13 protein-coding genes are annotated in these 14,406 nt (G+C 72.5%); 6 read left to right on the plus strand and 7 right to left on the minus strand.

All coding sequences use genetic code 11. The annotated features are described in order from the left end of the window. From AB0A74_RS06685 to AB0A74_RS06705, 5 genes are all read left to right on the plus strand, one after another. On the plus strand, positions 1-1,617 hold the full coding sequence (locus AB0A74_RS06685) for a glucose-6-phosphate isomerase (protein ID WP_358247882.1): 1,617 nt from the start codon (positions 1-3) through the stop codon (positions 1,615-1,617). Further along, positions 1,614-3,155 (plus strand): glucose-6-phosphate dehydrogenase, encoded by a 1,542-nt coding sequence (gene zwf / locus AB0A74_RS06690; RefSeq protein ID WP_358247883.1) that lies wholly within the window; start codon positions 1,614-1,616, stop codon positions 3,153-3,155. The genes AB0A74_RS06685 and zwf overlap by 4 nt, the downstream gene beginning before the upstream one ends. Next, positions 3,152-4,348 (plus strand): glucose-6-phosphate dehydrogenase assembly protein OpcA, encoded by a 1,197-nt coding sequence (gene opcA / locus AB0A74_RS06695; protein WP_358247884.1) that lies wholly within the window; start codon positions 3,152-3,154, stop codon positions 4,346-4,348. Before zwf ends, opcA begins: the two co-directional genes overlap by 4 nt. Then, the gene (pgl, locus tag AB0A74_RS06700) at positions 4,345-5,124 is read left to right on the plus strand and encodes a 6-phosphogluconolactonase (protein WP_358247885.1); all 780 of its coding nucleotides are present in this window, start codon (positions 4,345-4,347) and stop codon (positions 5,122-5,124) included. The genes opcA and pgl overlap by 4 nt, the downstream gene beginning before the upstream one ends. Before the next feature lie 183 nt (positions 5,125-5,307). Further along, complete coding sequence (locus AB0A74_RS06705) at positions 5,308-6,576, plus strand: histidine kinase (RefSeq protein ID WP_358247886.1); 1,269 nt, start codon at positions 5,308-5,310, stop codon at positions 6,574-6,576. 84 nt (positions 6,577-6,660) lie between these two features. On the opposite strand, the gene AB0A74_RS06710 is transcribed toward AB0A74_RS06705, so the two are convergent. Next, positions 6,661-8,274, minus strand: coding sequence for a serine/threonine-protein kinase (locus AB0A74_RS06710; protein WP_358247887.1), 1,614 nt, complete (start codon positions 8,272-8,274; stop codon positions 6,661-6,663). Further along, positions 8,271-9,059 carry a hypothetical protein gene (locus AB0A74_RS06715; protein WP_358247888.1) on the minus strand — a complete coding sequence of 263 codons (789 nt, stop codon included), beginning with the start codon at positions 9,057-9,059 and terminating at the stop codon, positions 8,271-8,273. Before AB0A74_RS06715 ends, AB0A74_RS06710 begins: the two co-directional genes overlap by 4 nt. Positions 9,060-9,154: 95 nt before the next feature. Here AB0A74_RS06715 and AB0A74_RS06720 point away from each other — a divergent pair, with 95 nt between their 5' ends. Beyond that, positions 9,155-10,033 (plus strand): hypothetical protein, encoded by an 879-nt coding sequence (locus AB0A74_RS06720; RefSeq protein ID WP_358247889.1) that lies wholly within the window; start codon positions 9,155-9,157, stop codon positions 10,031-10,033. Between the two features lie 270 nt (positions 10,034-10,303). Here AB0A74_RS06720 and AB0A74_RS06725 read toward each other — a convergent pair whose 3' ends face one another. The 5 genes from AB0A74_RS06725 to gap all read right to left on the minus strand — a co-directional run bounded on the left by AB0A74_RS06725 (position 10,304) and on the right by gap (position 13,983). Next, positions 10,304-10,648 carry an RNA polymerase-binding protein RbpA gene (locus AB0A74_RS06725; RefSeq protein ID WP_121227993.1) on the minus strand — a complete coding sequence of 115 codons (345 nt, stop codon included), beginning with the start codon at positions 10,646-10,648 and terminating at the stop codon, positions 10,304-10,306. Positions 10,649-10,686: 38 nt separating this feature from the next. Further along, complete coding sequence (gene secG / locus AB0A74_RS06730) at positions 10,687-10,920, minus strand: preprotein translocase subunit SecG (RefSeq protein ID WP_358247890.1); 234 nt, start codon at positions 10,918-10,920, stop codon at positions 10,687-10,689. Between the two features lie 90 nt (positions 10,921-11,010). Then, positions 11,011-11,799, minus strand: coding sequence for a triose-phosphate isomerase (tpiA, locus tag AB0A74_RS06735; protein ID WP_358247891.1), 789 nt, complete (start codon positions 11,797-11,799; stop codon positions 11,011-11,013). After that, the gene (locus AB0A74_RS06740; protein WP_358247892.1) at positions 11,799-12,962 is read right to left on the minus strand and encodes a phosphoglycerate kinase; all 1,164 of its coding nucleotides are present in this window, start codon (positions 12,960-12,962) and stop codon (positions 11,799-11,801) included. Before AB0A74_RS06740 ends, tpiA begins: the two co-directional genes overlap by 1 nt. Positions 12,963-12,978: 16 nt before the next feature. Then, on the minus strand, positions 12,979-13,983 hold the full coding sequence (gap, locus tag AB0A74_RS06745; RefSeq protein WP_309118027.1) for a type I glyceraldehyde-3-phosphate dehydrogenase: 1,005 nt from the start codon (positions 13,981-13,983) through the stop codon (positions 12,979-12,981). Between the last annotated feature and the right edge of the window lie 423 nt (positions 13,984-14,406).

Raw genomic sequence — 14,406 nt, forward strand, 5'->3', positions numbered from 1 at the left:
ATGACCGAGGTGATCTCTGTGGAGATCGTCCGCTCGCCGAACGAAGACCAGGTCGCCACCGTGGTGGGCGACCTGGTCCGCGACCAGGCCGCGAGCAAGCTCACCGCCGGCGACGCCACGCTGTGGGGTCCCGAGGCGGAGTCCGAGGCGTCCATCCGCCTCGCGTGGACCACCCTGCACGAGACGTCGCGGCCGCTGGTCGCCGAGGTCGAGGCGCTGCGCGACGAGCTGCGCGCCGAGGGCGTGGACCGCGTGGTGCTCGCGGGCATGGGCGGCTCGTCGCTCGCGCCCGAGGTCATCACCGGCACCGCCGGCGTGCCGCTGGTCGTGCTGGACACGACCGACCCCGGCCAGGTCGCCGACGCCCTGGAGGGCGACCTGGCCCGCACGGTGCTCGTGGTGTCGTCCAAGTCCGGCGGCACCGTCGAGACCGACAGCCACCGCCGGATCTTCGAGAAGGCCTTCGCCGACGAGGGCATCGACGCCGCGTCGCGGATCGTCGTGGTCACCGACCCGGGCTCGCCGCTGGAGGCCGCCTCCCGCGAGGCCGGGTACCGCCGGGTGTTCCTGGCCGACCCGCACGTGGGCGGCCGGTACTCGGCGCTGACCGCGTTCGGCCTGGTGCCCGCCGGGCTCGCGGGCGCGGACATCGGCGCGCTGCTGGACGAGGCCGCCGCGGCGGCCCCGCTGGTGTCGGCCGACGACGCCGACAACCCGGCGATCGTGCTCGCGGCGACCTTCGCGGTGGCGCACGCGCACGGCGCGGAGAAGATCGTGTTCGCCGACACCGGGTCGGGCATCAAGGGCTTCGGCGACTGGGCCGAGCAGCTTATCGCCGAGTCGACCGGCAAGAACGGCACCGGCCTGCTGCCGGTCGTGGTCGAGGGTCCGGGCGCGCCCGGGTTCGTGGACGCCCGCTCGGACGCCACGACCGTCGCGATCGGACCGGCCACCGGCTCGTCCTCGATCGCGGTCGAGGGCACGCTGGGCGCGCAGTTCCTGGTGTGGGAGTACGCCACCGCGCTGGTGGGGCGGGTGCTGGAGATCAACCCGTTCGACCAGCCCGACGTGGAGGCGGCGAAGAAGGCGGCGCGGTCCCTGTTGGACGCACCGGCCGCTTCGCCGGTCCAGCCGGCCTTCGTGGACGGTCCGGTCGAGGTGTACCCGAGCGAGGGCTGGCTGTCCCCGGACGTGAAGACCGTCGCCGACGCGATCAAGGCGCTGGTCGCCGCCGCGCCGGACCACGGCTACCTGTCCGTGCAGGCCTACCTGGACCGGCTGGACGACGCGTCCTTCGCGCTGACCCGCGCGGAGCTGGCGCAGCGGTCGCACCTGCAGACCACGTTCGGCTGGGGCCCGCGGTTCCTGCACTCGACCGGCCAGTACCACAAGGGCGGTCACCAGAACGGCGTGTTCCTCCAGCTCACGGGCGCCTCGGAGTACCAGCTCGACGTGCCGGGCAGGCCTTACGACCTGAGCACGCTTCAGCTCGCGCAGGCGCTGGGCGACGGCCAGGTGCTGGCCGAGCGCGGTCGTCCCGTGCTGCGGCTGCACCTGACCGACCGGGTCGCCGGGCTGGCCCAGCTCGTCGAGGCCATCCAGGAGGACGGGTCGTGACCGCACCGACCAAGCGCAACCCGTTGCGGGACCCGCGGGACAAGCGGCTGCCGCGCATCGCGGGCCCCAGCGGCCTGGTGATCTTCGGCGTGACCGGTGACCTGTCGCGCAAGAAGCTCATGCCCGCGATCTACGACCTGGCCAACCGCGGCCTGCTGCCGCCGGGCTTCGCGCTCGTCGGTTTCGCCCGCCGCGACTGGGCCGACCAGGACTTCATGCAGGTGGTGCACGAGGCGGTCAAGCAGCACGCCCGCACGCCGTTCCGGCAGGAGGTCTGGGACCAGCTCGCCGAGGGCATCCGGTTCGTCCAGGGCACCTTCGACGACGACACCGCCTTCGACACGCTGGCCACCACGCTGGCCGACCTGGACCGCGAGCGCGGCACGGGCGGCAACCACGCGTTCTACCTGTCGGTGCCGCCCAGCGCGTTCACCACCGTGGTCAACCAGCTCAAGCGCGCCGGCCTCGCCACCCCGCCCGCGGACAACCCCGGGCAGTGGCGGCGCGTGGTCATCGAGAAGCCGTTCGGCCACGACCTGCACAGCGCCAAGCAGCTCAACAAGATCGTCAACGACGTCTTCCCCGAGGAGTCGGTGTTCCGCATCGACCACTACCTCGGCAAGGAGACGGTGCAGAACATCCTGGCGCTGCGGTTCGCCAACCAGCTCTACGAACCCATCTGGAACGCGAACTACGTCGACCACGTGCAGATCACCATGGCCGAGGACATCGGCCTGGGCGGTCGCGCGGGCTACTACGACGGCATCGGTGCGGCCCGCGACGTGATCCAGAACCACCTGCTGCAACTCCTCGCCCTCACGGCGATGGAGGAGCCGGTGTCGTTCCGGCCCAGCGACCTGCGGGCGGAGAAGGTCAAGGTGCTGTCGGCGACCCGGCCGGTCGGCCCGTTCGACGAGACCACCGCGCGCGGCCAGTACACCGGTGGCTGGCAGGGCGGGCAGAAGGTGCCCGGCCTGCTGGAGGAGGGCGGCTTCGCCAAGGACTCCACCACCGAGACCTACGCGGCGATCACCTGCGAGATCAACACCCGCCGGTGGGCCGGGGTGCCGTTCTACCTGCGCACCGGCAAGCGGCTGGGCCGCCGGGTCACCGAGGTGGCCGTGGTGTTCAAGCGCGCGCCGCACCTGCCCTTCGACGACACCGCCACCGAGGAGCTGGGGCAGAACGCCCTGGTCGTGCGGGTGCAGCCGGACGAGGGCGTGACCATGCGGTTCGGCTCGAAGGTGCCGGGCAACACCATGGAGGTCCGGGACGTCACGATGGACTTCGGGTACGGCCACGCCTTCACCGAGTCCTCGCCCGAGGCCTACGAGCGGCTGCTGCTGGACGTGCTGCTCGGCGAGCCGTCGCTGTTCCCGAAGAACGACGAGGTCGAGCTGTCCTGGGAGATCCTGGACCCGGTCCTCAAGCACTGGGCCGCCACCGGCGCGCCGGAGAAGTACAAGGCAGGCACCTGGGGACCGGCGTCGGCGGACGAGATGCTGGCCCGCACCGGCAGGCACTGGAGGCGTCCGTGATCATCGACCTGCCCTCGACCACCACGTCGCAGGTCAACAGCAAGCTCGTGCAGCTGCGCGAGGAGGGCGGCGCGGTCACCCTCGGCCGGGTCCTGACCCTGGTCATCGTGACCGACGACGGCGCGAAGACCGAGGACGCGGTGGACGCGGCCAACGACGCGAGCCGCGAGCACCCGTGCCGCGTGATCGTCGTCGCGCGCGGCGCCCGCCGGGCCGCACCCCGGCTGGACGCCCAGATCCGGGTCGGCGGCGACGCCGGCGCGTCCGAGGTGATCGTGCTGCGCCTGTACGGCGAGCTGGCCAACGAGGGCGCGTCGTGCGTGGTGCCGCTGCTGCTGCCGGACACCCCGGTGGTGGCGTGGTGGCCGCACGAGGCGCCGGCCGTGCCCGCGCAGGACCCGATCGGCCGGCTCGCGCAGCGGCGGATCACCGACGCGGCGGCGGAGAAGAACCCGATCAAGGCGCTGGACCAGCGCCGGGCCGGGTACACGCCGGGCGACACCGACCTCGCGTGGACGCGGCTGACGCTGTGGCGGGCCATGCTCGCCTCGGCGTTCGACCTGCCCCCGTACGAGCGGGTGACCGAGGCCGAGGTCGGCGGCGAGGCGGACTCCCCGTCCACCGACCTGCTCGCGGCGTGGCTCGCCGGGTCGCTCAAGGCGCCGGTGAAGCGGAACAAGGCCGTGCGCGGCGAGGGCATCGTGGACGTGCGGCTGGAGCGCAAGTCCGGGGTGGTGGAGCTGGTCCGGCCGGACGGCAAGGTCGGCACGCTGACCCAGCCCGGCCAGCCGCAGCGGCGGGTGGCGCTGCAGCGCCGCGAGATCCGCGACTGCCTGGCCGAGGAGCTGCGCCGCCTGGACCCGGACGAGGTGTACGAGCTGGCCCTGCGGTCGCTGGGCAAGGTCGTGCGCGGCCGGACGCCGGCGAAGACCGCGTCGGCGGCGGCCCGCAAGCCGGTGACCCGCAAGCCCGCGGCCTCGGCCAACGGCGCCGCGCCGGCCCCGGTGACCACCAAGCCCGACGGCGACGCGCCCGCGGACCAGCCCACCGACGCGGCCGGGGCGGCGAAGGCGAGCACCCCGGCCAAGGCGGCGAAGGCCGCCAAGGCCAAGCCCGCCAAGCCCGCCAAGACGGCGGCCCGGGGCCCGGTGAAGGTCGCGGGCAAGGGCGCGGCGGCGAAGGCCAAGGGATGAGCCGGCCCGAGGTGGTGGTGCACCGCGACGGTGACCTGCTGGCCGCCGCCGCGGCGGCCCGCCTGGTCACCCGGCTGGTGGACGCGCAGACCGCACGCGGCTCGGCGTCGCTGGTGCTGACCGGCGGCCGGACCGGCATCGCGGTGCTGGAGCAGCTGCGGGCCACCCCGGCGCGCGACGCCGTGGACTGGTCCCGCGTGGACCTGTACTGGGGCGACGAGCGGTTCCTGCCCGCCGGGCACCCGGACCGCAACGAGACCCAGGCGCGGGCGGCGCTGCTCGACCACGTCCCGGTGGACCCGGCGCGGGTGCACGTCATGGAGCCCTCCGACGGCCGGTTCGGCGACGACCCGGACGCGGCGGCCGACGCCTACGCCGAGCTGCTGGCCGCGAACGCCCGCCCGGAGGACCACGGCCCGGTGCCGTCGTTCGACGTGTGCCTGCTCGGCGTGGGCGAGGAGGGGCACACGCTGTCGGTGTTCCCGTCCTCCCCGGCGGTGTACGAGAAGGAGCGCACGGTCGTGGCGGTCCGCAACTGCCCGAAGCCGCCGCCGACCCGGGTCAGCCTGACCCTGTCGGCCGCGAGCCGGGCCCGCGAGGTGTGGCTGATGACCACCGGCGCGGGCAAGGCGGCGGCCGTGGCGATGGCCCTGACCGGCGCCGGCGAGGTCCAGCTCCCGGCGGCCGGCGCGCACGGGCAGCGCCGCACGCTGTGGCTGCTCGACTCGGCGGCGGCGGCGAAGGTGCCCGACCTGTTCACACCGCCGCTGGCCTGACCGGTTCGACCACGATCACGCCGTCCACCTCCGGGTGGGCGGCGTGATCTCGTTCACGCGTCCGCTGAGCGGACGTTCGCGCTCGCAACTTTGTGGACGGCTCCGCGTCCCGTACGAGTAATCGGCACGTCTCGTTGGGTGAGGGTGGACGGTGCGAGGACGGCGGGGGCTAAGGAGCGGGTCATGCCAAGCGTGATGACAGCCCAGTACGGTGACAAGCGGCGGATGGCTGAGACGGGAGGACGGGTCCTGGCCGGCAACGCTGTCGAGAGGCTGCCGAGCGGCGGGGTCAACGGCGTCCCCACCGAACGGGTGGCCGACGCTGCCCGCGGCCTCCGGGCGTGGCTCGCCCGGCACCGGCAGCTCCTGCTGGACGTGGCGGCCGTGGCGATCGCGGCGTTCGACGTGTGGTTCTGGTTCGCGCCGGACGCGAAGGTCTACAACTACGCCCTGTCCATCGTGGCGGTCGCGGCGCTGGTGTTCCGCCGCCGGTTCCCGTTCCTGGTGGTCCTGCTGACCGTCCCGGGCTTCCTGGCCGGCATGGCGCAGTTGGCGGCGATGATCGCCCTGGGCACGCTGGCGCGGCGCAAGCTGCTGTCCACCCAGACCTACGTCGCGGCGGGCCTGGTGTGGTTCAGCCGGTTCTTCCTGTGGCCGCCGGAGGAGTTCCTGGCGCTGGACTGGAAGACCCACGTCCACGACGCCATCTACGGCTGCATCGTGGCGGGCATGCCCATCGCGATCGGCCTGCTGGCGCACGCGCGGGAGCAGCTCTCCGCCCGCATCGCCGAGCTGGCCGAGAGCCGGGAGCGCGAGCGGATGCTGCACGCGCACGCCGTGCGGGCCGACGAACGCGCCCGCCTGGCGCGGGAGATGCACGACGTGGTGTCGCACCAGGTGAGCCTGATCGCCATGCAGGCGGGCGCCCTGCGGATGGCCGCGGCCGACCCGGACGCCCAACAGGTGGCGGGCACGATCCGGATGCTGAGCACGCGGACGTTGGACGAGCTGCGCCAGTTGGTCAGCGTCCTGCGCACGACCTCGGGCGACGACTCGCCGCAGCCCAGGATCGAGGACCTGCCGCAACTGCTGGCGTCCTCGGGCCTGCCCGCGGCGCTGACCGTGCTGGGCGACGTGGCCGACCTGCCGGCCCCGATCTCCGGCGCGGTCTACCGAACCGTCCAGGAGGCGCTGACCAACGTCCGCAAGCACGCGGGCGGCGCGGCGACGGCGGTCCGCATCGACGCGGACGCCGACGAACTCCACGTGGAGATCCGCAACGACCCGCCGCTCGCGCCCCACGAGTGCGCGACCCTGCCCAGCGGCGGCCACGGCCTGGTGGGCCTGCGCGAACGGGCGGCCCTCCTGGACGGCACGTTCGAGGCGGGACCGTGCGACGACGGCGGCTTCCGCGTGGCGGTCACCTTCCCGCTGACCCGCAAGATCGACTGACCCGCGAGAACGACCGGCCCGCGAGAACGACCGGTCCCACGACTTCGGCGCGCACTCCCCCCTGCCGTGCACGCCGAACCAACTTCAGTGCCGTTGTGCCGCCCGTCTGGTGGCGATGGCGGTGAAGACCGCCGTGCACGCGCCCAGCACGCCGCCCACGACGGCGGGCCACAGCGCGGGTTCGTGCCGGAGCAGGACCGTCGGGAGGAGCCAGACCGCGACACCCAGCCCGAAGCCCAGCGGGGCCGCCGCGACCACCGCCGCCGTGCCGGACTGCCGCCGGCGCAGCGACCTCAGCAGCGACTCCAGGTAGGCCAGCGTGAACAGCAGCAGCACGGCGCTGCCGGCGCCCATGATGCTGATCATCGGCGTGGTCGTCGGCTGGAGGGAGAACTCGCGTTCCCCCTCGGCCGTCTCCGCCGTCGCCGAGGCCGCCCCGCCGATGATCCACCGGCTCGCCCCGGGCAGGTCGAACGACCCCAGGCCCGCCACGTCGGCCAGCGTGATGCCCACGGCCTCGACCGTGAGCCGGGTCGCGCCCTCCACCGCCACCGGCTTGGTCATGTCCTGCCGCACGACCGGCAGGTCGCGGCCGGGCACGGCGAACGGCAGGGCCACCAGCAGCAGCGCGGACAACGCCGCCGCGACCGCGAACCACACCGCGGGCTTGGGCGGTGCGATCAGGTCCTTCGCGGGGACCAGGGGTTGCTGTCCGGACCACACCGGCGGCTGGTCCACCATCGTGGCCCGCACGGGGATGTCCAACGTCTCCCGCGGCACCGACGGGTGGGTGGCCGGACGGGTGCTCGCCGCCGCGACCCGCGGCGCCAGGTGCACCGGCAGGCCCACCCGCATGAGCCAGTCCCGGCCGAAGACCTCCGCCGCGGCGCCCGCCAGGTCGATCGCGAACGTCTCGGCGTTGCGGTACCGGGACTGCGGGTCGCGCCGGATGCCGCGCATGACGACCTGGGCCAGCGGCGGCGGGACGTCGGTCAGCGGACGCGGGTCCTGGTGGACGTGGCGCTGGATCATGGCCAGCGCGCCGCCGCCGCTGTCGAACGGGAGGCGTCCGCTGAGCAGTTCGTAGAGCACGGTGGCCGCGCCGTAGACGTCCGCCGCCGGGCTCAGCGGGTTGCCCAGCGCCTGTTCCGGGGCCAGGTAGGCGGGGGTGCCCAGGACCTGGCCGCCGTGGGTCACCAGGGTCGCGCCCTCGCTGACCACCTGGGAGATGCCGAAGTCGGCGACCTTCAACGCGCCCTGCGCGGTGAACAGCAGGTTCTTGGGCTTCACGTCCAGGTGCAGCACGCCCGCGCCGTGGGCGGCGTGCAGGCCGGACAGGGCGGCCAGCAGGAGCGCGCAGGACTGGGCGGGGGTGAAGCCGTGCTCGCTGAACTTCGACCACACCGTGCCGCCGTCGAGCTTCTCCATCACCAGCAGGTGCTCGCCGTGGTGCTGGACGTAGTCGTACACCGGCACGATGTGCGGGTGGTCCAGGCGGGCCAGCAGCCGGGCCTCGTGCTCGAACCGGGCGCTCATGCGGTCGTCCTCGGCGAGGACCCGCGGGAGGCGCTTGATCGCCACCGGGCGGCCCAGCGGCCGGTGCACGCCCGCGTACACCACGCCCATGCCGCCGCGACCGATCTGGCCGCCGATGTCGTACTGCGGCAGGGCCGCGACGACGCTGGGGCTCACCGTCACGCCGCACCGCCCGGCAGCGGGCGGGTGATGCGCTGGGTGGCCTCCGGGTCGGCGGGCGGGTCGTCGGGCGCCGGGTGCGGGGTCAGGTAGCCCAGCAGCAGGGCCGCCGCCGCCGCGCCGAGGAGGAACGGGATCTCGGCGGCCGGCGACGGCGCCACCACGCGCAGCACGGACAGCGAGATCACCGCGACCAGGCCGGTGCCGACGCCGGCGGGCAGGAACTGCATGGCGCGCCGCCACCGGTTCGCGGGCAGCTTGCGCCGCGCGAGGCCCCACAGCGCGCCCGCCCACGCGAGCAGGGTCAGGACGAACACGGCGATGCCGAACACCCCGTAGACCGACCACAGCGAACCGCGGACGTCACCGGTCGCGCCGACGGTCGCGAGGACCTCGCGGTTGACGTCGAGCACCTCGATGTCGGTGGGCAGCAGGCCGGTCGCCTGGGTGCCGAGCTGGCCGAGGTCGAGCACGAACGCCTTGGTGACGCTCTGCTTCGCGGGCACGTCGAACGGCACGGTCGTGTCGTAGGAGAAGAACGTCAGCGCCAGCGCGGTGCCGGTCAGGCGGACGGTCTTGACGTGGCGGACGGTGTCCGTTCCGTTGTGGACGGTCACTTCGACGCGCGTCGAGGTGGCCGGGTCGAGCACGAGTTCGTCGTCCGCGGTGACCCGCTTGCCGTCCACAATGGCGCTCACGGTGACCGCGTCGGGGGTGACGGCGTGCGCGGTGGAGGTGCCGCCGCCCAGGAAGATCCCGAGGAAGAGCAGTAAACCGACCCTGCTCATAATGCGTCTCACAGGGGCACCTCGAAAGTTCATGGGCACGGACGAGTCCGGGAGTCGGTATGCGAACGGCTGGAACACTAGCTCTACTCGGTGCCGTGGCCTATGGCGTTACGACCCTTGTTGCCACACCGGCATCGGCCCAGCCCTCGGCCGCCGCGGTCGCCACTCCCGACACCGGTCCGGCGGGCGCCACGTTCACGCTGTCGTGGACCGGCGTGTACCTGGACCCGGACTGCTCCGACTACACGGTGCGCATCATGTGGGACGGCAGACAGGTGGTCGGTTCCGGCCGCCACACCGGCCGGGGCGCGGGTTCCGGCACGGCCACCGTCCCCGCCGGCGCGTCCGTCGGGGGCCACCGGGTGACGGCGGTGCCGGTGTGCGCGGCGTCGGCGTACCCGACCGACAGCTTCACCGTGACGACCACCCCGACCACCACGACCCGTCCCCCGGTCACCACGACCACCACCGTCCCACCGGTCACGACGACCACCGCGCCGACCACCACCACCCGCCCGCCGACGACCACCACGTCCTCGCCGACCACTACGACGACCACGACCACCGACTCCGGCAGCACGTCGGTTCCGGCCACGACCACCAAGCCGTTCGACGGCGACGGCGCGCTGACCCTGGACAAGGACAACATCCAGCCCGGCGACCCGCTGACCGCGACCGGGACGGGGTGCCGGCCGGGGTCGGAGGTGAAGCTGTCGTCGCTGGGCGAGGACGTGGGCAAGGCGCGGGCGGACGGGTCGGGGACGTTCAGCACGCGGGTGGAGTTCGCGACGATCCAGCCGGGGCGGCACGTGATCCGGGCGGACTGCGGCATCGTGCTGGTGGGCAGCGTGGACGTGGCGCTGACCAGCTCGACCGGCGGCACCACCTCGACCCTGGTGGTCCTGGTCTTCTTCATCCTGGTGGGCGCGCTGCTCCTGCGCCGCCAGTTCAGCGCCCTGCGCCGCCGCAGCTGACCGGGTCGCCGGGGGAACGCCGACCGGGCACGCGCGCGCCGGGCCAACGGGGTGTGGAGCCAAGCCGAGCCGAGCTGCGCCCGGGCCGAGCCGCGCCGGGCCGCGCCGGGCCGGGCCGAGCTGCGCCGGGCCGAGCCGAAGCGCACCTGGCCACGCCACCCTCCGCCGGCTGCTCGGCCTCGGCCTGCCCGCCGACCCACCCCGCTCCGGGCACGACGACGGCCCCCGGTGGACTCGGGAGTCCGCCGGGGGCCGTCGTGCCGGCACCTGCTAGGGCTCTTCCCGCTGCTTGCGCAGCTTGGTGAGCGCCTCTTCGAGGATCGCCTCGCCGTCCGCGTCGGAGCGGCGCTCCTTCACGTACGCCAAGTGCGTCTTGTACGGCTCGTTGCGCGGAGGAGCAGGCGGGGCCTGCTCGTCCCGGCCCGCCGGCAGACCGCACCGCGGGCAGTCCCAGTTCTCCGGGATCTCCGCCTCGACCGCGAACGACGGACGCGACTCGTGCCCGTTGGCGCACCAGTACGACACCCGGCGCCGGGGCGCGGACTCGCCGCGCTCCGATTCGCCCATCGGGCCTGCGCCGACGCGGGTACCGCGAATCGCGTTACCACCAGCCATCGACCCTCACACCCCCACCACTGTGGTTATCCCTGTCGTCAGTTGACCTTGAGCAGCAGTCCGATGCCGATGATGGCGATCACCCAGATCGCGCCGACGAACAGCGTCAGGCGGTCCAGGTTCTTCTCCACCACGCTCGACCCGGACAGGCTCGACTGCATACCGCCGCCGAACAACGAGGACAGACCGCCGCCGCGACCGCGGTGCAGCAGCACCAGGAGGATGAGCAGCAAGCTGGAGACGATCAGCAGGATCTGAAGGAACAGGATCATTTCTTCCTCGCTGTCAGGCAGGTGACGCCACAGAGTACCCGGTCAACTGCCGACCGTGGACCACCGCGGTGGTTTGGGGATGTTCGAGACTCAGGGTAGAGGGCCGCCGGCCGCCAGGGCACAGAGCTTGGTGAACTCGTCCGCGTCCAGGCTCGCACCGCCCACGAGGGCGCCGTCGATGTCCTTCTGCGCGACCAGCTCGCCGATGTTGCCCGACTTGACCGAACCGCCGTAAAGCACCCGAACGGCCGAAGCCACGTCCTCGCCGTGCAGCTCGGCGAGCTTGGCCCGCAGGGCCGCGCACACCTCCTGCGCGTCGGCGGACGAGGCGACCTTGCCGGTGCCGATGGCCCACACCGGCTCGTACGCGACGACGACGTCCTTCACCTGCTCGGCGGACAGGCCCTTCAGGCCCGCCACGAGCTGGTCGGTGCAGTGCTGGACGTGGTTGCCCGCCTCCCGCACGTCGAGCTGCTCGCCCAGGCAGAAGATCGGCGTGACGCCGTGCTTGAGGGCGGCCTTGACCTTGCGGTTGACCAGGTCGTCGTCCTCGTGGTGGTACTCGCGGCGCTCGGAGTGGCCCACGGTGACGTAGGAGCAGCCCAGCTTGGCCAGCATCGGGCCGGACACGTCGCCGGTGTAGGCGCCCGAGTCGTGCGGGGACAGGTCCTGCGCGCCGTACTTGAGCAGCAGCTTGTCGCCGTCGACGAGGGTCTGGATGGACCGGATGTCGACGAACGGCGGCAGCACCGCCACCTCGACCTTCGCGAAGTACTTCTCCGGCAGCGCGAAGGCGATCTTCTGCACCAGGGCGATCGCTTCGAGGTGGTTGAGGTTCATCTTCCAGTTGCCGGCGATGAGCGGCTGACGCGAAGCCATCAGTCCTCCAAGACCGACACGCCGGGGAGTTCCTTGCCTTCGAGGAACTCCAGAGACGCCCCACCACCGGTGGAGATGTGCGAGAACCCGTCCTCGGGCAGGCCCAGCGCGCGCACGGCCGCGGCCGAGTCGCCGCCGCCGACCACGGTGAACGCCTCGCTCTTCACCAGCGCCTCGGCCACGGCACGGGTGCCGCCGGCGAACGCGTCGAACTCGAACACGCCCATCGGTCCGTTCCAGAACACGGTCTTGGCGTCGGCCAGCTTGGCGGCGAACAGCTCGCGGGTCTCCGGGCCGATGTCCAGGCCCTGCCGGTCGGCCGGGATGGCGTCGGCCTTGACGACCTCGAACTCCGCGTCGGCGGCGAAGTGGGTCGCGGCGAGCACGTCCACCGGGAGCACCAGCTCGACGCCGCGCTTCTCCGCCTCGGCGAGGAAGCCGGAGACCTGCTCCAGCTGGTCTTCCTGCAGCAGCGAGCCGCCGACCTCGTGGCCCTGGGCCTTGAGGAAGGTGTAGGCCATGCCGCCGCCGATGAGCAGCCGATCGACCTTGGTGAGCAGGTTCGCGATGACGCCGAGCTTGTCGGACACCTTCGCGCCGCCGAGCACCACGACGTACGGGCGCTGGAGGTCCTCGGTGAGCTTGTGCAGCACCTCGACCTCGGCCAGCACCAGGCCGCCCGCGTAGTGCGGGAGCTTCTTGGCCACGTCGTAGACCGACGCCTGCTTGCGGTGCACGACGCCGAAGCCGTCGGAGACGAACGCGTCCGCCTTGGCCGCCAGCTCCTCGGCGAACGCCTCGCGCTCCGCGTCGACCTTGCTGGTCTCGCGCGGGTCGAAGCGGATGTTCTCCAGCAGCGTGACGGTGCCGTCCGCGCCCGCCTCGGCACCCAGCTCGACGGTCTGGCCGAGCAGCTCGCCGAGCCGCACCGCGACCGGGGCGAGGGAGAACTTCGGGTCGGGCTCGCCCTTGGGGCGGCCCAGGTGCGCGGCGACGAGGACGCGCGCGCCCCCGTCCACCAGTGCCTTGAGGGTGGGCACCGACGCGCGGACGCGGCCGTCGTCGGTGATCTTGTCGCCGTCGAGGGGGACGTTCAGGTCGGCGCGCACCAGGACGCGCCGACCCGACACACCCTCGGCGATCAGGTCGCTGAGAGTCTTCACCGGTGTCGCCTTCGGGTCAGAGCTTCGAGGCGACCAGGTTGACCAGGTCGGCGAGGCGGTTGGAGTAGCCCCACTCGTTGTCGTACCAGCCGACGACCTTGATCTGGTTGCCGATGACCTTGGTCAGCGGCGCGTCGTAGATGCAGGACGCCGGGTCGGTGACGATGTCGGTCGACACGATCGGGTCCTCGTTGTAGCGCAGGTAGCCCTTGAGCGCGCCCTCGGCGGCGGCCTTGTAGGCGGCGTTGACCTCGTCCACGGTGGTCTCGCGGCCGACGGTGACGGTGAGGTCGGTGGCCGAGCCGGTGGGGGTCGGCACGCGCAGCGCGTAGCCGTCCAGCTTGCCGTTGAGCTCCGGCAGGACCAGGCCGATCGCCTTCGCGGCACCGGTGCTGGTGGGCACGATGTTCAGCGCGGCGGCCCGGGCGCGGCGCAGGTCCTTGTGCGGCGCGTCCTGGAGGTTCTGGTCCTGGGTGTAGGCGTGGATCGTGGTCATCAGACCGCGCTCGATGGTGAACGCGTCGTGCAGCACCTTGGCCAGCGGGGCGAGGCAGTTGGTGGTGCAGGAGGCGTTCGAGATGACCGTCTGCGAGCCGTCGTACTGGCTGTCGTTGGCGCCCAGGACGACGGTCAGGTCCTCGTTCTTGGCGGGGGCGGAGATGATGACCTTCTTCGCGCCGCCCTCGTCGACGTGCTTGCGCGCGACGGTGGCGTCGGTGAAGAAGCCGGTCGACTCGACCACGACGTCCACGCCGAGGTCCTTCCAGGGCAGCTTGCCCGGGTCGCGCTCGGCCAGCGCCTTGATGGTCTTGCCGTCGACCTCGATGCCCTCGTCGGTGACCTTCACGTCGTACGGGAGACGACCGAGGATGCTGTCGTACTTCAGCAGGTGCGCCATCGTGTTGACGTCACCGAGGTCGTTGAAGGCGACGATCTCGATGTCGTGCCCGCCGGCCTGAACGGCGCGCCAGAAGTTGCGACCGATGCGGCCGAAACCGTTGACACCTACGCGAACCGTCACGGTGAGTCTCCTCGATACTCGACTGGCGATGTGCCAGTGGGCGTGCGGAATGACTGTTTCGAGCAGCCGCGAGCCAGCCTAGTCCCCGCACTGCGCCCCTGGTCACGTGGACCACCAGGATCTCTTTATCGAGCAAGAAAATCCAGTGCTACGGTTCAGTAACCGCGACCGTGCGTGACCTTTCCCGCAATCGCCTTGCGCAATCCCGGCACCGTCCGTTCACCGACCCGGCCCCGCGCCGTGACGATCGCGTGAACACCGACCCGACAGCCCTCACCCGACGGTCGCAATCCCCCGGCCGCACCGCAACTCGATCCCGTTGCGCGCACCCGCCGAACGCAGCGCACGCCCAGCACTCCTACCCTGGCTCCACTCGGGGGACACCGACCGCGCCCAGTGCTCGGGCGGGCCACCGGCACGAGG

It is taken from the genome of Saccharothrix sp. NPDC042600 (genome assembly GCF_040647305.1).
In the GTDB taxonomy this organism is placed as follows: Bacteria; Actinomycetota; Actinomycetes; order Mycobacteriales; family Pseudonocardiaceae; genus Actinosynnema; species Actinosynnema mutabilis.